Raw genomic sequence first — 24229 nt, 5'->3', positions numbered from 1 at the left:
TGTAATTTGCCTTTGTAATGTCCGGAATAATCCGGGCATTTTTTTGTTTAATAGGATCGCTTCAATAAATATTATACTACTTCCGTAAAGTGTTTGGTATTAAGTCTAAAAAAAGAAAACCTCCCTTTCGGGAGGTCAAAAAACACAAATGATGAAAAAATTATTTATTTTAAAGTGAATTTCACTTTTGTTTTAATGGCATCGGAAGAATTTCCGATTAATGCTTCAAAGTCTCCAGGTTCAGCTACCCAATCATGTTTGTTAACATCAAAATAGCTTAAAGCTGTTTTATCGATGGTAATGCTTACTTCTTTCTGTTCTCCAGGATTTAAAAATACTTTTTCAAAACCTTTTAATTCTTTTGTTGGACGTGGAACAGAAGATTTCAGATCACTGATATACAATTGAGCAACCTCAGCACCTGCTTTCTTTCCAGTATTTTTTACGGTTACTGTAAACGTGATTTTGTCATCCTGAGAGATCGTTGTTTTATCCGCTTTAGCTTTTCCAAACTCGAAAGTCGTATAACTTAATCCGTGTCCGAAGCTGAATAAAGGTTTGATATTTTTGGTATCATGCCAACGGTATCCTACAAAGATCCCTTCATTATAGGTTATATTGATCGGGTTTTTCTGATCTTTTCCTTTTCCTGCAGCGAATTCATCCTTTTGTCCGGGATATTCTCCTAACTGATGGGCTGAATTGTCTTCTAGTTTAACCGGGAATGTAAATGGTAATTTTCCTGAAGGGTTCGCATCACCTGCTAAAATAGAGGCAATAGAATTTCCTGCTTCGGAACCCAGATACCAGGATTGAACGATCGTTGGTACTTCTTTGATCCACGGCATTGCCACAGCATTTCCTGAAACTAAAACTACAGCAAGATTTTTATTCGCCTTTGCCAATGCAGAAATTACATGATCCTGATTGTATGGAAGTCCATAGCTCTTACGGTCATTTCCTTCGCTATCCTGGAAGTCACTTTTGTTTAATCCACCTACGAAAATGACAACATCAGATTTCTTAGCCAGTTCTACAGCTTCATTGATTAATTCAGCCTCAGAGCGGGTGTCTTTCAAATCCTGTCCTGATTTTACCCCGTTGTATTCGCCGCCGATATCTCCTACATAACCTCTTGCATATTGTACATCAGCCTGTTTCCCAAACCTTTTCTTGATTCCGTCTAATGGTAATGTTTCGTATTTCACTTTTAATGAAGATGAACCACCACCAACAGTCATGATCTTGATTGCATTTTCTCCAATAACAGCGATCTTTTTAGTTTTAGTGAGGTCGATTGGTAATACATTACCTTGATTTTTTAATAAAACAATTCCTTCTTCACCAATTTCTTTTGCTACAGCCTGATGCTCATCAGACGCGATATTCCCGAAAGGTTTATTTCGGTTCATTGTTGTTTTATAGGCTAGATTTAAAAGTCTTGTTACTTTATCATCCAATTCCTTAGTTCCTACTTTTCCGGATTTAATTAAATCCAGATAAGGTTTTGCTAAATAATAATTGTCATACGCATTCTTTGTTCCTGCTGATAACCCATTGGTCCAGCTTCCGAATTCAAGATCCAATCCATTATGAATAGCCTGTTCTGTATTATTTACAGCTCCCCAGTCAGAAACAACCACTCCTTTGTATTTCCATTCACCTTTTAAAATATCGTTTAAAAGATATTGGTTCTGGCTTGCATATTGGTTTTTATACATGTCATAAGCACCCATGATCGTCCATGAATCACCTTCTGTAACTGCTGCTTTAAAAGCAGGTAGGTAGATTTCATAAAGTGTTCTGTCATCTACGGTCACATTACTGGTATGACGGAACATCTCCTGATTGTTTAAAGCAAAGTGTTTTACACTTGTTGCCACTCCATTAGATTGCACTCCCTTGATGTAGGGAACAACCATTTTTGAAGTCAGATAAGGGTCTTCACCCATATATTCGAAGTTTCTTCCATTCAGTGGAGTTCTGTAAATATTAACTCCAGGTCCCAGAAGAATGTCTTTTTTTCTGTATCGTGCTTCTTCTCCTAAAGCTTTACCATAGTTCCATGACATTTTTTTGTTCCACGTCGCTGACAATGCTGTTAAAGCAGGGTAAGCAATTATAGAGTCATTGGTCCAGCCAGCCTGATTCCATTCGTCCCACATTACCTCCGGACGCACCCCATGAGGTCCGTCAGTTGTCCAGAATTCAGGAATCCCCAATCTTGGAACACCCGGCGAGCTGAATTTTGACTGTGCGTGAAGCATTGCTACCTTTTCCTCCAGCGTCATTCTGGAAAGTGCATCCTGAACACGCTGTTCAACAGGTTTAGTTTCGTCTAAATAGACCGGAAGAATAGTATTTTGAGCCATCGAAGAAATTGAAATAAGAGTGAATAAACTTACTATGGCAGTTTTCTTTAACATAAAAACCTTTTTATTGATTCGTAACAAAAATAGTAAATTTATTTATTATCTCAAATTGGGATAATAAATTTTATTAATAAATGGTCATATTTAACCAATTCTTTTTTTATCCTATTGAAGTGAAATAAGCTGTGCCAAAAGGTTTCTAAAGTAAAATTTTGAATATTATTACTTTTTTAAAAAAAATGCGTTAAAAAAATAAAGTGTAACAAAATCAATTGGTATTAACCATTTGATCATTGTTACACTGTTACATTTTTAAATTCTTACCTTATAACAAGTTTCGGCATTTCGAGTAGCGTAATGAAATGAAGTGGATCGAGAAGTTTGTGGATATGTACAAAAAGCTTCTCGATACAAAATCCTTTTCCACTTTGTTCCAAAATATTTCACTCGAAATAACGCAATAGAGTTTTAGTGCAATTTACAATTGAAGCATTATAACCATTATAACCATAGTTACACTGTTATACTGCTACATTGATGCACTAAATCAAATTGCTACCATCCTTTTACCGCACCACCTTTAAAAACTTCTTCGGCCTTCTTCACCACCTCATCAGATTGATAAGCTTTTAAAAAGTTTTTCACTTTTTCAGTATCTTTATTGTCGTGTCTAGCTACCACAACATTCACATATGGAGAATCTTTATCTTCTTTAAAAATTCCAAATTTCGTCTCATCCAATCCGGCCTGTGCTGCAAAATTATTATTGATGATGGCAATAACCACTTCTTTATCATCTAAAACTCTTGGTAACTGCGGGGCTTCGATTTCTACAATTTTCAATTGTTTTGGATTACTAACAATATCAGTGACCTTAGGCAGTAAACCGATACCATCCTTTAATTTTAATAAACCATTTTTCTGCAATAGGAGAAGGGAACGACCACCATTAGTTGGATCATTGGGAATAACAACAGTACTTCCATTCTGAAGCTGACTGATGTTTTTGATTTTTTTTGAATACGCCACAATAGGATACACAAACGTATTTCCTACCACTGCTAATTTATAGCCTCTCTGTTTCGATTGTTCGTTTAGATAAGGAACATGTTGAAAAGCATTCGCATCAATATCACCATTGTTCAGTGCTTCATTGGGAACGACGTAATCATTGAAAGCAACCAGCTCAACTTCAAGATTGTATTTTTCTTTAGCAACTTTTTTAGCCGTTTCAGCAATCTGCTGTTCAGGGCCTGCGGTAATACCGACTTTTATATAATTGGGATCATCTTTTTTCGATGAGTTACATGCATTAAATACCAGCAAACCTGCTGCTAAAAGTCCTAAAATTTTTACTTTTTTCATTATATATATTATATTTTTTATTTAAAGGCAGAATCACAAAATCGCGAAACTGAAAAATCGCTTTATTGAGTAGGTTATAGTTATGTTGGTTGAAATTAACTTGTTTATCCTCAAACCCTCCAACCGATTCAACTTATCGGTGATCAAACTTCTTTGCCAGCCGGTCGCCAGAAAACTGAATGATAAAAACCAGAGCGACTAAAAGTCCCAATACCAGATTCATGATCACAGCGTCATAACCGATATATCCGTACTGATAACCGATTTGCCCCAATCCACCAGCGCCAACAGCACCACCCATTGCAGAATAACCGACAAGTGTGATCAAAGTAATTGTTGCATTGTTGACCAGTGAAGGAAGTGCTTCAGGAAGCAAAACTTTTATGATGATCTGAAGTGGAGTAGCACCTAAAGCTCTTGCCGTTTCAATCAATCCGTTTGGAATTTCCAGAAGACTGTTTTCAACCAGTCTTGCGATAAATGGGGCTGCACCAATACTCAACGGAACCAAAGCAGCGTTAACACCGATTGAAGTTCCAACCAAAGCCCTGGTGAAAGGAATCATCCATACAATTAAAATGATGAATGGAATAGAACGGAAGATATTAACCAAAATAGATAAAATCCTGTTATAAATTATATTCTCCAGAAGCTGCCCTTTTCTTGTTAGAAATAAGAGAATACCTACAGGAAGGCCTAAAACGAAACCAAAAAAACCGGAAACGAATGTCATATAAACTGTTTCCCAAATTCCCTTTGATAAAAGAGAAATTACCGTATCACTAAGCATAACCTTTTACTGTATTTTGAATTTTATTTTGATTTAAATAATAGATCGCCTTTTGGTTTTCTTCTGATTCTCCCTGTAATTGCAATAGCAATTTTCCAAAGTTGGAATCCCCTAAATATTCTACATCGGCTTTCAGCAGTTTGTAAGGGATTTTATATTCATCATATATTTTTGAAAGCAGCTTTTCAACCGTAATGTGCTCATTGAGTTCTATTTCCACAAGCGGAAACAGACCGTCTTTTGGCTCTTTTTGTAGCTTTTTATTAAGCTCTTGAGGTATTGTCATGATGCCTGGGTTTATAAATTGTTTAATAATTGGATGTTCTTTATCCGAAATAATTTCCTGTAAGGTTCCTTTGGTAAGGAGCTTTCCTTTATCAATAACAGCGACATGATTACAGATCGCCTTGATCACATCCATTTCGTGCGTGATCAATAAAATGGTAATCCCTAAGCGCTGATTGATGTCACGTAATAATTGTAAGATCGATTGTGTGGTAGCAGGATCCAATGCACTCGTTGCTTCATCACAAAGCAGGAGGTAAGGATCATTGGCTAATGCTCTTGCAATCGCTACTCTTTGCTTTTGCCCTCCTGAAAGGCTTTTTGGGTAGTCATTGGCTTTATCTTCCAGTCCTACAATTTTCAATAATTCATTGACTTTTCTTTGAATTTCTGATCTGTTGATGTGATCCAGTTCCAATGGCAGTGCTACATTTTCAAAAACTGTTCTTGAAGAAAGCAGGTTAAAATGCTGAAAGATCATCCCGATTTTTTTACGCTCATGGGCCAGTTGTTTAGGCTTTAGCTGGGTAAAATCTTTACCGTTGATGATGATCTTTCCCTGATCAGGTCTTTCCAACAAATTCACGGTTCGTATTAAAGTACTTTTTCCAGCTCCTGAGAATCCAATGATCCCGACAATATCGCCTTGTTCAATGTTCAGGCTGACATCATCCAGAGCCTTAAAAGACTGTTTCTTTTGATGAAAGGTTTTTGAAATGTTTTTGATTTCTATCATTATAGTTTAATTACTTAAAATTTATATGGGTTGGTAGGGTCTGTTGTTTTTCTTAGCAAATCTCACTGCCCTTCTGATCTTTACTTTTGATCGTTTTGAGAGTTTAAAATATTTGGTAATATTGGTAAGAAGAACACCCGTTAATATAATGGATAAAACAAATAACTGATTCCCGTTGATCGTTTGATTAGCAATGATCCAGCCCGCAAATACAGTCACAATAGGATTGATGTAGGTATGGGTACTTACTAACGCTGCCGGTTTTACAGATAATAGCCAGATATAGGAAAGGTAAGCGATAATAGATCCGAAGAAAATAAGGAATAATACCCCTAGCCATGCAGGTAATGGAACCGACGTTATAGAAAAGTTATTCCATTCATTTCTAAAATAGGCAATAATGAAAGAAGCAATCCCTGCAATGATCAGCTGCTGAGCAATATTCATCAATGTAGAATGGCTGGAAGGATTTTTCTTTGAATATAAAGAACCTAAAACCCAGGCCACTGAACTTAATGCCAACACAATAAATGCAGTAATGCGAACGGAACCATTTATAGCAAGATGGGTATTGGAGTTGACACTTCCTTTCAAAAATAAAATCAGTCCTATAAAACCTATGATCAATCCAATAGGAATGAATTTATCTGAGAAATAGTATTTCCAGTTTTTTTTATCAATGGCAATAAACCAAAATGGTCCGGTAGCGATGGTAATGGCAGCTTCAGAAGCGGTGATATACTGTTCACCCCAGGCAACAAGACCTGTTCCTCCGGTTAGAATAAGAATTCCTGTAATACCGTTTTTACGCCAGTTAATTAATGAATTGGCTTTTTCTCCTTTAATCAGCAGATAACCCAACATCAGGATTCCAGCGACTAAAAATCTAAAACCTGATAAGATAAAAGGTGGAAATCCTTTTAATCCAAAAGAAATAGCTAAAAAAGTAATCCCCCAGATTACATAAATATTGGTAAACGCTATTGGGATTAACCAATTATTTTTAGAGCTAGTCGTACTCATTGTATATTTTTTTTATGTTGTTCATGTAAATAAAAAAGGCCTTACAACGTGGTAAGGCCTTATAAAATATGTCATAATAATAGTAAGGTTAACCACAGTAATATCGGAATACAGGCATACAGCATTGCATCATCATATTATTGATCATCTGTTTATTCGCTGAGTCTGTATGTTTAAATTCCGGTTTCATTTTTTTATTTCCTGAATACGAGTGCAAATATAAAACATATATTTCTATTAGTCCACTAAAAAAGTAGACTTTTTATGAAATTAATTTTTCCCTAATATCTAAAATATTGATTTTTAGATATTTATTTAATTTTTAATACTAGGGGTTTGAAATAATAGTAAGATCAGATAAAAATTAATAAATTAGAATATAAATAAATCTTAAATAATTAAAGGATTTAAATAATATTATACTTTTTTTAATGCTAAAAAATGTTTGATCTTTTTTTAAATAGGAGTAGTATAATAGATTTGATAAAGTCATAAAATAAATAAAAAAATGAAAATAAATAATACAATAATTCTTTTTTTGTCTTTGGCATTTTTTTCATGTAAGGGGCAACAAATATTGAAATCCAGGCAAATGAAAACATTTAATGTTCAAAAATTTGAAGAAAGTATAGATTCAAGAAAGAATAAGGCTGAGAAAGTTACCAATAAAGATTATCGTATGGAGAGGTTTTCTTATGAGGACGGAAATGCTGTCATAACTCTTGGTCAGCAAGGTGACGGATATTATATTGAAGAAATTAAAGAAAAAAATAGTGTTTATAAAACGGTATTTCTATATTATGATGATACCCGTACTTTATCCTATGAAGGTGTGTATTTTAAAGATACGGCCATAGGAATTCATAAAAAATACTCTAAAGAAGGCAAAATCGTTGAAGAGACGAATCACGATGCAGAATTAAATGATAAGAAAATTTTAACACGTACAGAGATGGCTAAAATTATGAAACAAAAGTTCAGTATCAATATTGAGAAAGAAGATGAGCTTTGGTTAATGAATCTGTATGAAAAAGATGGCGAGTTCATCTGGAGGATTGTCTGTAAAGCCAACGCCAAAAAAGGGATCGAAGTCAATTATGCATATAAATTTAATGCCAGGACGGGGGAGTTTTTAAGCAAAGAACCATTTGAAATGGAAGGATAGATTCAAAAAGACTAAATTATGCTCAAACCAATCCCATGTTAAAAAGGGGATGCAAAATGTTTATTCAATAAAATCAGGTTTCAATGATGATGATATGAATCAATATAATTATTCAATTATAAGCTAAATAAAAATAGTATAAGTTTTCCAGAATATAAAAATAAAATAAGCGGGTCTGAAAGACCCGCTTATTTTATTTTGTTTAATTGAAAAAAAATAATACGTCGAGTTTTGTCGTCGTGGGTGAATAGTTTTGTTTCAGAATAAGGAAATAAACAAATACTAGCGCTACTATATACCATTATTTTTAATAATCACTTTTTATAGCCTTTTGAAAAATATAACACAATACGTTTTGTCGTTGTACGGATATTTTTATCTCAAATAAACGGAATAAGTAATTGATAATGTGTGTTTTAATATTTTAATAGGGTGTGGATATTTAAAAGACCGATATTTTGTTTGTTATTTCCTTGTAAAAGTAAATTAATGATTCAAAACACTAAATCTATTATGAAACAATTTAAAAATCTAATTCTTATGCAACAGTGTCTGGCTGATAATATTTATAAAAGTTGACCTGCATTTAAGCTTAATAGAAAATTGCATAAGATTTTATTTCAAAATCTAAGCAAAGCTTGTTAAACTATTAAATGAAAAAATAAATGAATATATACAAACCACAATCACATTTTTTTACCGAATTATTGAAATTAGCACCAGCCAGTGGTACTGAAGGTTTTGGCCCTGTTAATGGCTCACCCACAACCAAATATAGGACTACTTCCAAAGTAAAAGCCAATAATACCAATGATTGGGTAAAACTTTATGCAATATGCAATGGTAAAATTCTGATACAGCCACAAGATAATGATAGCAGTAAAATCAATATTATTATCAAACCATCAGAAAACAATTATAGTCCATTAAAAATTAAATATTTTATTTACAGAGGAATAAATAAAGCAGATTATTTTACTGGAAACGTCTTAAACCAACCTGCTGCGGATAAACCTGACACATTAAAAACAATGTGGCTCGCATTCATAGCATTGAATGGACTTTCTTCTTCAGTAGGAAGTATATTTCCCCTAACCTATATCTACGACTTTGCGGCACCCTCTACAAAGCTTATAGATAATGCTTTTCAATCTTCTTTAATTAGTTGTAGCAAAGGAGATTATATTGGGAATTTTAAAGGAGAAATAGGGCTGGACATTGTTCTGGATCATGGAGATTATACTCTTGAAAATCAGGGCTCAATGTTTAATTTTGACCTGAAGTTTGCGAGAGCCCAGGAATTTATCTTTGATACCGATACTGTTTCAGGTGCTGTAAATAAAAAAAAGTTTAAAGAAAATATACACCAATTTATAGATGCAGCAGCATTTTGGGGATCACATATCAATTGTGGTAAAATCAAATTTAAAGATGGATCCGAAGTTAGCAACACAGATGACATTTCTAAAATACTGAAGACCTATCAAACCGGAAATAAGCTCTATATCTATCTAAGGGGTGAAGATAACAGAAGTTTTAATTATTATGACTCTGCCAGAAAAATATATGGTTTTGATGACAATGGAGAAGATAATAAAACTGATGATTGGCCTATATTAATAAAGGAATCAGATGCAGATAAAAGCTTATTAATAGAATACCAAATTGATAATAACCCTGGCCAAAATAATATTAACAAAATAGATCGTCAGATATCCTTAGAATTGATTTCTGGAAACGAATCATACTTACAGAAAAAAACGGGAGCCAGAGATATATTGCTAAGTAAAGGTTCTTCTATGATTCATGATTTGAGGGTTAAAAGTACTTCAACCGTTACGATTGAAAGTGGTGGACCACTTCCTGCTGGTCTTCAGTTAATACCATCAGGAATAAACAAAGGAAAAATTTTTGGAACACCTACAAAAAGTGAAATAAAAAAAATAACATTTGCAATAAGTGATACTTATAATGGAGTTGTTAGCATTAGAAAAGAAACGCTAATATTTTATGTGGATTTAATTGATGTACCTCTAAAATTCAATATCTCCAATTCTAAAGCGTGCGCGGACATGATTTTTATCAACTGTAGCATGCAGCAAAAGTTTCCACTTCAAAATTACTATGATCATTTATGGATTGCCAATATTAAAAGTTCAGTAGAGTTTGATGCATCTGTTAAAATGCATTGGGCGACCTATGATAAGAGCAGAAATATTAATTTGAATGATACTATAAAGGAAAGCGCTATATTACAAAATAAGGTTGTTTTTGATAAAGGTGTTAAAAAGGGGGCTACAGGAGCTTCTGCTACAAAAAATAGGAGACTGTTTGTTGCTACTGTTAAAAGAAACTCTGGAGTAGATCATGAATCAGAAAGTCTTAATCTTGATAAGGTATCTTCAACATATGTAAATGATATCCATGATAAAGAGACCTATTTCTCGAGTCTTTTCAATGATATCAATTTTTCTATTTTCAAAGGAGAGCTTACTGCAGGAGGTAAAGTGATAAAACCTCTAACCCTTTTCCATGAGGTTTCTATTCCTAAAAAGTATTCTTACATGTTATTGGGAATTACAGAAGATGAATATAGTAAATTTATTATTCCCGCAGACGTAGATAATGTATTCTTTAATCTGGAGGAAGAGCCGGTAGATAATGAAAATGTAAGAAAATTCAAATTAGGAATAAGATACGAACAGCTTAATAGTCAAGGAAAGATTGAGTTTACGACTTTTTATCCATCTGCAGGAAATGAAGTTTATGTATACAGTTTGGATGATCTATTCTTTTTCTCTCAGGAATTTTCAGATTATCAGGAGTTTTATAATGAATTCGCTCCTTTAAAAATAGAGTTCAGAACAGTACCAAGAAATATTGATCCTCCTAATGTCAATTTTAAACCTTATGATGGTGAATTTGGTTTTGACTGGTTCAGGAATGGAGATAATTATTATAAAAGTTTAGTAGCTCCGGTTGTAATTCCTGATATTAATTTTTATGATGGTATAAAGGGTGGATACGAAAGGCCAAGAACGCTTACGGATAACTCTGAATATGAAAATACAGATGAGGCATTAAAGTTTCTTATCAGGCAGTATCCATGTATTCCTACTCAGGCATCATCCACGGATAAGGGTATTTATAGTATACCTTATCTTTCATTATTTCCGCAGGATTTTAAGGTTATCTATTCGGCAGATGTAGATGGACACACACCACCACCCATTCCTTATGAAGCAAATTTAAGAATATTGATTACAAATCCTTTAGCAAAAAAAGGGACTATAAAATTTATATGTGAAAAGAATGATGCAATAAAGTTGGATAAAACGAGTATTGTCAATTTACAGGATAATACAAAAAAAATACTCAATCAAGGAATAAAAATTACCTGTTTGAAAGGTTTAAGCGAGCCTGTAAACATCAAAGCATTGTATTTTCCCCCAGGTGCGGATATTAATAATAATAAGAAAGGTATTCTTGCTGGAATGATTGTTTTGAATAAGAATGATGGTTCAGTAAGAAAAGACGTTAATATCTTGCTTTTGAATTGTGAAACAAATATAGACGGAGTAGGAGTTGTGGAATATACACCTTTTACTTCAGATGATAAGAAAATGATGTATAATGTTTTTCATCAAATGCTATTACTTCCAAAGGTACAAATACAAAAAGTTACTCTCACAGCTGAGGATAAGTTTGTGCTTAATAAGCCCGGAACTTTTGTCTATAAAGAAACTGGTGGTGATCTGGTTTTAAATACAGATCATTATTTGGATGTCTTTAGTTATTTATATGACATATTACCTAAGGGATACGAAAAATGGTTAAGACTGTATTCTTTTGGCTTGAATGGAAGAAACCCAAGTGGAACCCTTGATTTGGCAGGTATTGCTCGTGATATTGGCGAGAAACAGGCTATGGTTTTTTCAGGTCATAAGATCGCTACCGGTACCCATGAAGGTTTACATGCTTTATCACTATACCATACGCATCAGGATAAAGAGACAAGTGGCTCATTAATTCCAATTACAGATCCCGATCAAAAGTTCGTGTTTATGTTAGGCGGTATGTCATCTCCTGATACAAAATCAACGGAGAATATAATGAGCTATACCGATAGAAGACATTGCATATGGAATTGGCAAAGTGAAATAATACACAAATTTTTACACAAGTGATATCAAACAATGTAATAATTCCTTTTTGTCTTACTTTTTTCTTGCAAAGACACCAACATTAAAAATAAAAAAATGAGAACATTTAATATTCAAAAATTTAAAAAAAATATTGATTCAAGAGAGGATAAGACTGCGAAGACTATCAATAAAGATTATCGTATGGAAAGGTTTTCCTATGAAGATGAAAATGCCGTTGTAACTCTTGGTCAGCAAAGTGACGGACTCTATGTTGAAGAAGTCAGAGAAAAAAACAGCGTCTATAAAATGGTATTTCTATATTATGAAGACACCTGCTCTTTGGCTTATGAAGGTTTATATTTCAAAGATGCTGCCATAGGAATTCATAAAACATATTCTAAAGATGGAGAGCTCACTGAGGAAACAGATCATGATGCGGGATTAAAAGATCAAGGAATCTTAACCAGGGTTGATATGGTTGAGGTCATGAAGCAAAAGTTCAGCATTGATATTGAAAAAGAAGATGAACTCTGGCTGATGAATCTTTATAAGGAGGACGAAAAATATATCTGGAGAATTATTTGTAATGCCAATCTTGAAAAAGATATCGACTTCAGTTATGCTTATAAATTTGATGCTAAGACAGGAGAGTTTTTAAGCAAAAAGCCATTTGCTATGGAAGGATAGGTCACAAAAAAAACGTAATTAAATTATGCCAACACAAAATACACTAATATATTACCCGGCCGTTACAGATATTGTGAAGCCGGATGACCTGCCAGAATTTTTATCCTTTATAAAATCTGGTTTGGAAACTATACTCAGTAAAATTTACTATAAAGATTATTATTTTTCAAAGAATATTTCAGGAAGTGAGTCTTTTCACAGTCTGAGTATTGTAAGTAAGACAAAACTTGCATTAGAGCTTCCGGGAACCGGAATATCTTTGGTTTTAAATCCTGATTTTCAAGATGGAGATATATCTTCATTTCCTATAAGCTTATATTGGAATTGGGAAATATTAAGATTTATAAAATACTTTAAAACCAATCAGTTTTCTTTTTCAGCAGAGGATCTGTATCATTTAGGACTTGCTATATTTGAAATTTCTGAGACAGATGCATTAAGAACAGCTACTGATTTATTTATTACTCCAGATGTATCACAATCCAATTTCCAACAGTTAATAGAAGATATTAATATATTATATGGAAGTAATATTATTATTGATGATTATGAAAATGATAAATACCAAGTATTAATAAATAAAATTAGCGACCTTAATCAATCAGTATTACCCACTATTTTTGGATTGTACATCTTATCGTCGGGCAATCTCAATGAAGCAAAGTTAAAGATCGATTTATTCTTTTCAGCTTTTTTACCCAATGATTTAGAAAGCTTTATAAAAGATATTATTTTACCAAAAGTAAGGGCTACACTAAAATTAACAGCAGCTGTAGAATTTCCCACCAATATTTTAAAGCCGGTAGATGCCAATGGAAATGAAATTCCAAATACAAAAACAAAATTCTTGTTTGCAGAAGCTGATTTTTATGCAGATACAGAATCAGGTTTCGGATATCAGATGGATCTGTCAGGATCTCTACAGCCTTCTTATGCAAGTATTGGAAATACGGGCTTGATTCTGCAGATTGAAAGTTTAAAAGTAGACTTAAGTAAAACTTCAAATATTGCGGAAGCCGATGCAGATGGAAGACCCAATGACTTTATCGGAGTATATGCCCGGGCCATTTCAGTGACCTTCCCTCCAAAATGGTTCCATAACGATAATACACCACCAGAAAATACAACGACATCACTAAGATTAGGTGGGTATGATTTACTGGTAGGAACAGGAGGAGTTTCGGGAACAATTATGCTAGAATCAGTGCCAATTGTAAATCCGGGAGTTCCATTTGAGTATTACAACAGTAAATTCAATTTTGAATATCCAGTTACGTTATACAAAAAGGATACAACGACCGAGGCAATGGTTGAAGTTGAAATAGATGATTACACGGAACTGAAAACAACTCTTCAGACGATCAGTTCATCATCAGAATTTCCTTATCCGTTTAAATTCCCGCTTTCCTTAAAGCCTTTAGGTCAAACAGATCCGATCACTTTCTCGAATGCCGCAGCTTACCAGTCTTATTTATCAGGTTTAAGTAATAATATTCTTTGGAAAAGGATTGGTTCACAAGATGGATTCAAAGTAGGTTTCAAGTCTTTTGATGTTACCTTAAAACAGAATTCTGTTGTTTCTTCTAATATTGAAGGGCAATTGTTTATTCCAAAATTTACTGACTCAAACGGGAATCCTGCTAATATTAATGTAAAGGGACACATAGAAGCTGATGGTGATTTCCGTCTAGCTGCTGCTGCTGTACCACCTTTTGATCCTTCTATTACTTTGCCCGGAGTTTTTAAACTACATCTAAAGTCAGTTGAATTAGGGAAAGAAGATGATAAATTTTTCATCGGAGCATCAGCTGATGTCGAATTTGTAGATGATTTACTTGGTGGTTTATTAAAAGGACAAACTTTAAGTATTTCTACTTTAAGAATTTATAGCGATGGCAGCATCGACTTCAGAGTGAATGGAGGAAATATGACGCTTCCAAAGCCTATTAAGCTTCCAATTGGTCCTGTAGAGGTTTCGGTAACCGCAATCCACTTTGGTTCTCATGAAAGACAATTCGGAGATCATATTCGTAAATACAACTACTTCGGTTTCGATGGTGGGGTAAGTATTGGAGTTGCAGGAATTGATGCCCGTGGGGACGGAATTAAATTCTATTATACGATCGATGATGATGTGACTCAAAATAAACCACATAACTCATATCTTCATATCCAAACGATCCACGTGGATATGGTGATTCCGGCTAACTCAAACGATCCGACGGTTTCAATCAAAGGTTGGTTGTCTATTCCTGAGCCTGGAGAATTCCAGGAATATCAGGGTGGAGTGAGCCTTAAGGTGAAAAATCCCCGAATTACAGGTGGAGTAGATATGCGTTTAGCGCCGAAATATCCTGCATTTCTGATCGATGCCAATATTGAGCTTCCGAACCCGATTGCGTTAGGACCTGTATCCATCTATGGTTTCCGTGGTTTGCTTGGTTACCGGTATGTTGCAGAAAAGAAAGCAATCAATATGACTTCTGAGAATACCTGGTATGAATATTATACGGCTCCAGCTAGGGGAGTTGGGGTTAAAAAATTCAGTCGCCCGGATCAGACAGAACAATATAGCTTTCCATTCTCTTTAGGAGTAGGAGCATTGCTTGGAGATACGATGGCTAACGGAAATATTATTTCTGCTAACGCCATGTTATTATTATCACTTCCATCCATGGTTATGGTGGATGCGAGAATGAAACTTCTTTCCAGTAGGGTGACTTACCAGGATGATCCACCATTCTTTGCTTTCTTTATTTTTGGAGACAATTCATTGGAGTTCGGATTCGGAGCGGATTATAAATTCCCTGAAGAATCAGGTGATATCATCAAATTGTACGCAGAAATTCAGGCTGGTTTCTTCTTTAATAATCCTTCAGCCTGGTACATTAATTTCGGAACAAAACAAAATCCGATTCAGGCGAAACTATTGAAAGATCTATTTACTCTGAAGGCATTCTTAATGATTTCCGGAAAAGGAATTGAAGCGGGAGCTAGAGGAGAATTCAGATTCGACAGAAAATTCGGTCCGGTTAAGATCTTTGTACTTGCTTACCTTGAACTTGGAGGAAAGATCAGTTTCCAAAAACCTCAGATGGGTGCTTATTTCGAAGCAGGATTAGCGATTGATATTGATGTGAAGATCATCCGTATTTATGCAGCGGTTACAATTCTTCTCGCCGTAGAATCACCGAAGCCGTTCTTAATTTATGGTGCATTTAGTGTTGCATTTAAATTAAAGATCCTGTTCTTTAAAATCAGTTTCAGTGTTAAAGTTGAGCTTAAATGGGAATTCAATAAAACAGTGGAAAGAGATCCTGTGAATCCATTTACAGAAATTCAGGATCAGACGGATAGTCTTGTAAAAGGAGTGAGTATGTTGACGAATGAGACGTTTGATCTACAACAGGTAAGTCCGGATACAATACCAGCCTTTAATTCGATTAAAAATGTAGTGCCTTTGGATACCTATATTGATATCAAAACAACAAAAGGATTACGTCCAAACACTGTTACAAACAGTATTATCGGGGGCTATACCAGTGCTGCAGGTAATTCAGTAGATCTTATTCCACCTGATAAAGTAATGAAAGGTCTGGAACTAAGACAGGTAAAGCATCAGTATTCATTGGAGAAAATTGAAATCTTAGGTAACGATGGGACTTCAGGCTGGGTACCTTATGATCCTTTTAAAGCGATGGAACCAAATAATCCAGAGTTAAATAACCTGAAAGTAGGACAGTGGCAGAAAAAAGATAATCAATATAATGCAATCAGATTGTTGGGAATGACCCCATTCTCCTACACTGAACAGGGAAATCCCGGATGGTTTATTCCGGAACAATATGGAGTTTTGGCTTCTACATTATTCTGTGAAGGACAACATATTGAAAGCTCAGTTTCTGATTTCTTAGAAAAGCCGTTGAATACGCTTTATTATGCTTCAACGTCTAATTTCTTCCAAAGTGAAGGAGCTTCTTATCAAATATCGGGTGATGTTCAATATACAGTAGATTCAAATGGAAATCCTGTAATGCAGGGAGATCATGCTCAGGTTTCTGATGAAATAAACCTATATGGTTTTAACCAATCATTACTGTTTAAGAACCATTCTTCGCTTACGATTATGTTGCCAAATCCGTCGAAAGAGGTTTCATTGAAATTAAGTACCTACAGTACAGGGGTAACGGTAGCTTATTACAGTCCGCTTGTTGATCTTACGAATACACAGTCCGTAGTACAATATGATGTACAGGATAAATATTATTCTAAGGATGAACTTCAAAATCCGATTTCTCCTGATAACATACCTACGAATGGTATTACAAAAATTGTTATTACTCCTGATGTGACAGACAATGCACAGATTGATCTTGTTTTGCAACAGATGGCGGTATTAATGGATCAGGGATATCAGATTGCCTTGGATAATGGTGGAATAGTAGATCCAGTGCTACCAAGTGATCCTGCATTATATGCTGAACTTGAATATCAACTGGCTCAATTACAATCACAAGGATGTGAAGGAACAAGAAAAGAGAAGTACGAAATTGTTTGTAAGATATATCCTGAACTGGTAAAATATTACAACAATAATTTCATCTTGCCTTTTGATAGGAAAAACCCTTCTCCTGGAGTTAAAGAGTATAACTATGTTCGAATGATCAATGAAAATATAGAATCAGGAACATATGATTATATTTTAGATATTCTACAATCATCGGGTATTCCATCAGATCTACTGATCATAAACGTAGAACAATACAATAAGTACTTATTGGATTTAAAAGAATATATCAATGGTAATCCGGATAATAATCCTGAGATCATAGCTCGTTTTGAAATTTTAAAGACCAAATTAAAACAGATCAATAATCTGTTACAAAGGATGAATCTTTGTGTAGATCAGAAGTTATGCAATTTAGCTACTAATCTTTCTGCTCAGGAATTTGGTGAATTTAGCGCTGATCCTGTAGTGAGCAATTCTCCATTGTTGAATGCGTACTATATATTTATCAAAGAAAATCCGGGATACGAGTATCTTAATGAGATTTTAAGAAGACAGATCGTAACGATTGAGACTATTATTAAAGGGGGTTGGAATGATTACTCTTTCTTTAAAACATTATTTGATAATGCTTGTAGAGAGATTATTTCAATTTTAAAAGATCTAGGGAATTGTGTTGATCAGAAGAAATGCTTTACATTGTTTCATGAGATTAAATGGATGTCTGTAGAAGATTATGCTTATAATGTAGATATTCCTACTCAAGACGCTATTACTCAGGATGCTCAGGCTGCAGTTACTGCCCTTACAAAATCAGTTCAGCCGATCTGGAGACCTGATACGTCTTACTATGTAAGGTTTAAGCTAAAAGATACTGTTGATAATGGATTGAATGCTAAAGAATACAGTTATGCTTATACATTCCGTACGGGTGGACCTCTGGGATTCTTCCATTTAGATAAAGATGCTACTTATGGTGAAATTAAGCTTAAAGATCAGAATGGTGCTGATGTTATTTTAGAAGATACTACCGGGGAAATCCGTGATACCAATGGAACTGTTATAGATCATCAGACTCCGCATCCTGATCAATATCCTCACACCTCATTAAGAGCTTATATTGATTATCAACGTTCTTATCCAAATGCAGACGGAAATATAGTCAGTGCAAAACCGCTGTTCTATGATGATGAAACGACAAAAATATCCTTATACTTTACATCAAGTTATGTTTCTAAACTATTAGACGGATGGGAGAAATATGGGGATATGGAAAAGTTAGGTGGTGCTATGAAAATCATTATCAAAGATCCTGTAGAAGGAATTTCGATCATAAATCCGCCGATTTTAGATGCTACTTATCAGGATATTGTCACTTCACCGGTTGATATTCCTCAAACGTTTGAAGAATGGGCAAATGATGATAACCCAGCAATTCCTCCTGTGATGAATCAGTATTTTAATTTGCTAAACAGTGGAGTTAACTGTACAGGAATTATAACAATGGTTAAGCCAAAATCTACCTACCGAATTGCAACTCCTAAGAAATTAAAGCCTCAAAAACTTTATACAGCTCAGGTTCTGAATTTCTATTGGGGAACCGACACAATTGATCTTGCTAATATAACAGAACAAATTAAGCAGGATTATGCTAAAGAAGTTCACAAGTTTGTTTTCCAGACTTCTCGATATAAGGATTTTGAAGCGCAGGTAAGTAGTTATCTTATTGATTATAAGGATGAAAATGGGCTTGATAAAAAGAAACCAGCTGTTTACAGTATTGAAAAATCTTTGACTGCAGATAAGATTAATGCTGCCTGGGATATCATTAATACCGATCCGAAAAATGTATGTACGAATCCTTTAAGTCAGGCAATTGCAATGCAATATCAACATCCGTTTGACAGGATTGTTCAGGGATTGTTTGGGGTTACTCCACAGGAAGATGCTCCTACGACTGAATTTAATAAAATTATTGATCCGGCAACAGGAAAAGTTATTGCCATTCTTGTGAGAAATCCAGAGCCGTTCAATCATCCTAAGATTCCAATTGAAAATATTAATAGGGTAAAAGGATCAACAGTAGATCTTAATGATCCGAAAAACCAAGGAATGATTGAAGTCGTAAAACCGAATAGTTCAGGAAAACTTCTTCCAGATAGTAATTACAGTATGATCTATTCAAAAGATTACGCCCAGGCTCTTATCATGAATACAGGGAAATCTATTGTAGAAAATGAAATGAATTTCCAATTCATTTATAAAGTTTGGAACGGGGATAAATATGACATTTCCAAAACAATTGTTGCTAAAAATATTAAAATAAACGAATAAACATGTCTTTCAATATAAATAATAATACAAATAGGGCTGCAGGATCACTTCCTACTACTAATGTTCTTTTACAATCGAATTGTCTATATGTGCAAGCTGCCGGATCCAAGGGAGAAGACAGTACTCCGGGAATTCATTTAAGATGGACACTGAAAGGTCCAGCTGCAGAACACCTGCCAAAAGGAGGTAACTATTCAGGTGTGCCAAAAGGTTTTAATAAAGAGGATGATTTCGTAAGAATATTCAGAACGTCTTACAATCCTCAAGTCAGAAGTCTTTACCTTACAGACTCTCCCACAACAGTCGTTGACTCAGAAGGTCTATGGTTGTATGGGGGTCGTGAAGTGGGAATGTTTTATGTGTATTTCCGAAATATCAGTAAATATCACGAAGTAAGAAATACAGTCGATCCATTTTCAAATCCACAAGAGTTTTTGGAACAGTATGGAAGTAATATCATTGAAGTTGAATGTAGAGAAAAATTATTTTTCTCTACGCAACTTACTCCACAATCAGATGGGAAAGCAAAAACAGAAATTCTCTCTGTAGAAACTGACCTATTGGGATTACCAAAGAATGTTACATTCAGAAAGAATATTGTCGATTTTTCGGAAAAAATATTTGCTGAAAATGGAAGAAGTGTTCGATTTTTACCTACCAATACAATTATTACAAAAGTTGATTTTGAATTTTATGAAGATGTGGTCTTTAAGAGTAATTGGGAAGAAATTGGAAAGTTTGGACTTTCCTTGGATGATGATGAAGTACTAAAATACAGACTGGATCCGGATCCGGATCATCATCCTATACATGCTGTCTGGCCAAGATATAATGATAATGAATTTGTAAATATCAAAAATTATCAGAGAAGATGGAATGAATTGGATGATCCTGAAAATACGATTAAACATTCTGTTAAGAGATATCTGGAACTAAGTAATAATGCTGCTAACCCTTTAGCTCTTGATTATTACTACCTGAATGATGATCAGAGTGATCCTAACCCTTTGGAGTTTTCTCACTTTAATAATCTTCAAATGGCGGGGCTTGATTATCATACTGCAAGAATGTTAGGCTTGGGATACCTGGATATGAGCGATCAGATTTATAATAACGATCAATATATCTATGCCGCTTATTATGTTACGCTTGCAGATTTAGGCAACGGGCAGGGCGCTAATGAGCTTAATCATATTTCGATTACATTACCTACATCATTGGATGATCAACGTTTGTGTTTACCGGTTATTTTAAAAGAACCGGTTCCAGGAATGGTATCAGCCGATCCTACTGCAGGAACTACAATGAGCGGTCTTACTGATTCTGATGGATATACCCATGATGGTACAGGAAGATATTTAAGCTTAATGACGGAAGAAATGACTCCGGATGAACCTGCTGACAGTCCATTTTATTATACCAATCAGGAATTTGATATGTCTAAGTTTACCTATCCTGTTCATGTGGGTATCGAATATAGATCAAGTGATGAAACAGAATGGAGGCTTCCTGAATTACCAAACGATCCTAATTTTAGAAATGTATTTTCAGATGGTAACGAATCATATAATGAAACTGTAGCTATTGGGCTTCCGGATTTTGGAAATCCAGCTTATGTACATAAAGAAACAAGATCAGGAAAACATGTATATGGTTCCTACGGGGTCAATTGGTTCTCAAGATCAAAATTATCAGAGAAAGTATGGCAAGTGGAGTCAAAGATAAGACCTGCAAATACTTTATTGCCGCCTTCCAGTGTTAATGCTTTTTTAATTCAGGAAGAGCTGCCATTATTGCTTACTTCTCAGAATGAGCAAGATATGTATGCGCAGAATTTGGCCAATGATAAAACTTTGGTGAGACTTACCATGGAATATGATGCATCACAAGATATGATTTCTTATCAAAAAGCTATAAATGGTGTAGATCTGTCTACCTTTAATCCGCTACCTGATAATGAAGAATTATTTGCTGATCAGATAGAAGTATTTTATCGCCCTGAAATCCCTAACCAGGTGTTTGGAGTAGTAGATACGATAACGGATCTTTCTGGAAATCCATTGGTTTCTGTAGTTAAAACAAAAGGGTTACAATTAAGCAGTACAGCTACGGCTACAAGTCCTGCACAGGTTTTAAACCCTACGATTCCTGTCGGAGAGTTTCAAAATTATATTGGTGGTATTTTTAAAGTAGGAGCTGACGATTATATTATTGATAATATCGTTTCAGGTAGCGATCCCGACTTTCCGATCTTTCATATTTATAAAAAACAGGTTGGAAATGCTTTTGGACAAAATACACCAGTGGTTTTTGATCCTGCTAATTTTGTAGTACCCAATGTAGATGAATCCTTTATGGTTGTGGAAAATATGCAAAATACGACAACCTGGGGAACATCAAATCCACACCCTCTGAAAATTAAAATTGGAGACAATTGGCCTATTTATACTGAAGAAATTACAGTCGAATCAGGAGTAGCTCCAGATATAACCTACAACACCTATTTCAGAAAATTCAGAGGAATAAAAAAACATGCCAATATCAAAAGAGCAGAGACTAATGGTGCCCCTTTTTCAGGATTATATGAACTTAATTTCCCGGGATATACATTGAGTCACCATCCTCAACATTCAATGATTGCCAATGCGGACAGTGTACAATGGTATAGAGGAAGTGTACGTGTTTCCGTCGCCGGTCAGCAGGGAAAGGAACTGAGAACACTTAAAGTAATTCGTATTGATAATATAGGAACCGGAGATTTAAGATTATTTGCTTTGGATGAATCTTTTGCAACTGATCCTTTACAGCCGGATAATTTTTCAAGAACAGAAGAGGTAAATTTCTATCCAGGATACAGAGCATACCTTTATTATAATGCACCATGCCGACTGACGAAAGATTTTGTAATTCCTCAGGATCCTGATGTATTGGAAAAGTACAGTATTTTCGGGGCTCGGAGCATTGATCTCACCTACAATGATTATAAATCGAGAATTTCCATTCCTACCATGATGTTTGGAAGAAGAATTGAAGCTCCTAAAACTCCAGAGCAACCATTGGGTGCAAAATATGCTACAAGACCAGATTATTTTGGACGTTCATCATATGCGTTTACAACTAGTTTTGGACACAGGCCATTTAGTGTAATGTATCTTCGCAGCAATGATGATATTCTATTAAGTTCATTATATGAATATACAGAAGGGTATAATGCTACTCCAACAGCGGACTCTATAGAAGATATACGCACCCATAATAATGATGAATTTTTCAATGCCAGATTATTGGAACTGGCGAATGCAACACTTGATCCTTCAACAAGCAAGTTCAGAGAGTATAATGGATATGGTTTTCCTATTCCGAATAATAAAGCATTGTTTAGAAGTATCAACGAATTCATTGTTCAGCATAACGGCTACTATAACGATAGTATTAGCCCCTTGGAGTATCATCATATTCAGGATATGCTGCATGAAATTATTCATCCGGATGCAAATGGAAGATTTGGGAAATTAACATTCTATGATTTTGTAAGGGAAACGATTCAGAATTCATTTGTTCCTCTTACAGAGATTCCAATTCTGTATCAGCATATTAAAGGAGGAACTTATCAACCCATTCCAAAAGCTCAGTCAATTAGAGATAAAAATGGAACTTTCCTGAATCCCACCAGTCCAGAGTTCGATATGGCTCCAATGATGAAAGTTTTGGGAACCAATAAAACACTATTTGTCGATTTCACATTAGATGGTGCCTCTACAAGTGTTTATTTCTATGCTGTAAAGGAAACCAACGCTCAATTGGTTCAGGGAGAATTAAGTCCTGCTGTTGGCCCGGTAAGAATGGTTAATTCATTCCCATTGCGAACTCCTGAAATTAAAAGTGTGATCCCTGTTCTGGAAAATAAAGAACAGAATGTTTTACCAAAAATGGAAGTGACAATCAATTCGTACAACAAAATCTACAATATTAAGAAAGCAAAACTATACCGTGCTCTTAATATGCAGGATGCAGTCTCTGTAAGAACAATGGAGCTGGTTAAAGAACTTGACCTTGAAGCGGCAGGAATGTTGGATCATGAGACATGGGTTTTAGAAGATGGGTTTTCAGATTTACCTCAAGTTCCTTTCAGTGATCCGTTGTACTATCGTGTAACGGTAGAAGCTGAAGTAGAATATGCAGAAGCAAATTATAGTGGAAACAATCAATCCGATGTAATTGTAACAGAATATGCACCTTCTGAAGCCTCAAAATTGATGATTACAACTATTACAGAAAATGTTTTACCAGAATCACCGGAATTGAAATTTGAATCTAATCCGATTACCGGAAATGTGGTTACTTCAGGTCTGCTGAGCTGGAATGAACAATGCTATAAAGGTAGATATCACCTTTATCAAATGAGTAATCAAGGGAATTGGAAAGAAGTGGCAAGAATGAATATTGTTCCAAATGATACTTCAAAAGTGCAGTTATTTCTTTTTGAAAACGATCCCCAGACAAATACTGATGCCTGGATTCCTAAAGAAATATTTGATATTAATGATCATACGATTTTCTTGCGATTAGAAAAAATAGGATTGGATCCGCTTACAGTAAAAGATGCAGACGGGAATCCTATTTACTACCATTTTAAAGTTGTTGCGGAAAATACCTCAGGTATGTTTAGCAAGGATGACAGAATTATCACCCTGTACAGTCCGGATTCTTCAACAAACATTGGTGGAATTTCTTCCGATGGAACTGATGGAATGATCATCGAGCAAACATTTATCGTTAGCCCTAACTAACCCTTAATTATAATTAATAAAAATGAGTCA

The 24229-nt window shown here is 34.8% G+C and carries 10 protein-coding genes; 5 read left to right on the top strand and 5 right to left on the bottom strand.

Going from position 1 to position 24229, the window contains the following annotated elements; all coding sequences use genetic code 11:
- Positions 1-164 precede the first annotated feature (164 nt).
- The 5 genes from NG806_RS08645 to NG806_RS08625 form a co-directional block, all read right to left on the bottom strand.
- Complete coding sequence (locus NG806_RS08645) at positions 165-2426, bottom strand: glycoside hydrolase family 3 C-terminal domain-containing protein (RefSeq protein ID WP_261512711.1); 2262 nt, start codon at positions 2424-2426, stop codon at positions 165-167.
- Between the two features lie 501 nt (positions 2427-2927).
- Positions 2928-3737 (bottom strand): methionine ABC transporter substrate-binding lipoprotein MetQ, encoded by an 810-nt coding sequence (gene metQ, locus NG806_RS08640; protein ID WP_261512710.1) that lies wholly within the window; start codon positions 3735-3737, stop codon positions 2928-2930.
- Positions 3738-3870: 133 nt separating this feature from the next.
- Positions 3871-4527 (bottom strand): methionine ABC transporter permease MetI, encoded by a 657-nt coding sequence (gene metI, locus NG806_RS08635; RefSeq protein WP_214831665.1) that lies wholly within the window; start codon positions 4525-4527, stop codon positions 3871-3873.
- Positions 4520-5548, bottom strand: coding sequence for a methionine ABC transporter ATP-binding protein (locus NG806_RS08630; RefSeq protein ID WP_214831664.1), 1029 nt, complete (start codon positions 5546-5548; stop codon positions 4520-4522). The genes metI and NG806_RS08630 overlap by 8 nt, the downstream gene beginning before the upstream one ends.
- Positions 5549-5569: 21 nt before the next feature.
- A complete protein-coding gene (locus NG806_RS08625; protein ID WP_261512709.1) occupies positions 5570-6571 on the bottom strand; it encodes an EamA family transporter in 1002 nt (333 codons plus the stop codon).
- A 592-nt stretch (positions 6572-7163) separates the two neighbouring features.
- Here NG806_RS08625 and NG806_RS08620 point away from each other — a divergent pair.
- The 5 genes from NG806_RS08620 (at position 7164) to NG806_RS08600 (ending at position 24199) form a co-directional block, all read left to right on the top strand.
- Complete coding sequence (locus NG806_RS08620) at positions 7164-7736, top strand: hypothetical protein (RefSeq protein ID WP_261512708.1); 573 nt, start codon at positions 7164-7166, stop codon at positions 7734-7736.
- Positions 7737-8401: 665 nt separating this feature from the next.
- Positions 8402-11923 carry a hypothetical protein gene (locus tag NG806_RS08615; protein WP_261512707.1) on the top strand — a complete coding sequence of 1174 codons (3522 nt, stop codon included), beginning with the start codon at positions 8402-8404 and terminating at the stop codon, positions 11921-11923.
- A gap of 72 nt (positions 11924-11995) precedes the next feature.
- Positions 11996-12568 (top strand): hypothetical protein, encoded by a 573-nt coding sequence (locus NG806_RS08610; RefSeq protein WP_261512706.1) that lies wholly within the window; start codon positions 11996-11998, stop codon positions 12566-12568.
- Between the two features lie 25 nt (positions 12569-12593).
- Entirely contained in the window at positions 12594-19409 is a 6816-nt protein-coding gene (locus tag NG806_RS08605) for a hypothetical protein (protein ID WP_261512704.1), read from the top strand.
- A gap of 2 nt (positions 19410-19411) precedes the next feature.
- Positions 19412-24199, top strand: a complete 4788-nt coding sequence (locus NG806_RS08600; RefSeq protein WP_261512702.1) for a hypothetical protein — start codon at positions 19412-19414, stop codon at positions 24197-24199.
- The last annotated feature ends 30 nt before the right edge of the window (positions 24200-24229 follow it).

It is taken from the genome of Chryseobacterium paludis (assembly GCF_025403485.1).
In the GTDB taxonomy this organism is placed as follows: domain Bacteria; phylum Bacteroidota; class Bacteroidia; order Flavobacteriales; family Weeksellaceae; genus Chryseobacterium; species Chryseobacterium paludis.
Note: the sequence above shows the minus strand (reverse complement) of the source record. Positions and strands in the feature narration are given on the sequence as shown.

Bases quoted from the DNA above. Each gene is read 5' to 3' on its own strand.
- NG806_RS08645 (WP_261512711.1), bottom strand. From the start codon at position 2,426: ATGTTAAAGAAAACTGCCATAGTAAGTTTATTCACTCTTATTTCAATT.
- metQ (WP_261512710.1), bottom strand. From the start codon at position 3,737: ATGAAAAAAGTAAAAATTTTAGGACTTTTAGCAGCAGGTTTGCTGGTA.
- metI (WP_214831665.1), bottom strand. From the start codon at position 4,527: ATGCTTAGTGATACGGTAATTTCTCTTTTATCAAAGGGAATTTGGGAA.
- NG806_RS08630 (WP_214831664.1), bottom strand. From the start codon at position 5,548: ATGATAGAAATCAAAAACATTTCAAAAACCTTTCATCAAAAGAAACAG.
- NG806_RS08625 (WP_261512709.1), bottom strand. From the start codon at position 6,571: ATGAGTACGACTAGCTCTAAAAATAATTGGTTAATCCCAATAGCGTTT.
- NG806_RS08620 (WP_261512708.1), top strand. From the start codon at position 7,164: ATGAAAACATTTAATGTTCAAAAATTTGAAGAAAGTATAGATTCAAGA.
- NG806_RS08615 (WP_261512707.1), top strand. From the start codon at position 8,402: ATGAATATATACAAACCACAATCACATTTTTTTACCGAATTATTGAAA.
- NG806_RS08610 (WP_261512706.1), top strand. From the start codon at position 11,996: ATGAGAACATTTAATATTCAAAAATTTAAAAAAAATATTGATTCAAGA.
- NG806_RS08605 (WP_261512704.1), top strand. From the start codon at position 12,594: ATGCCAACACAAAATACACTAATATATTACCCGGCCGTTACAGATATT.
- NG806_RS08600 (WP_261512702.1), top strand. From the start codon at position 19,412: ATGTCTTTCAATATAAATAATAATACAAATAGGGCTGCAGGATCACTT.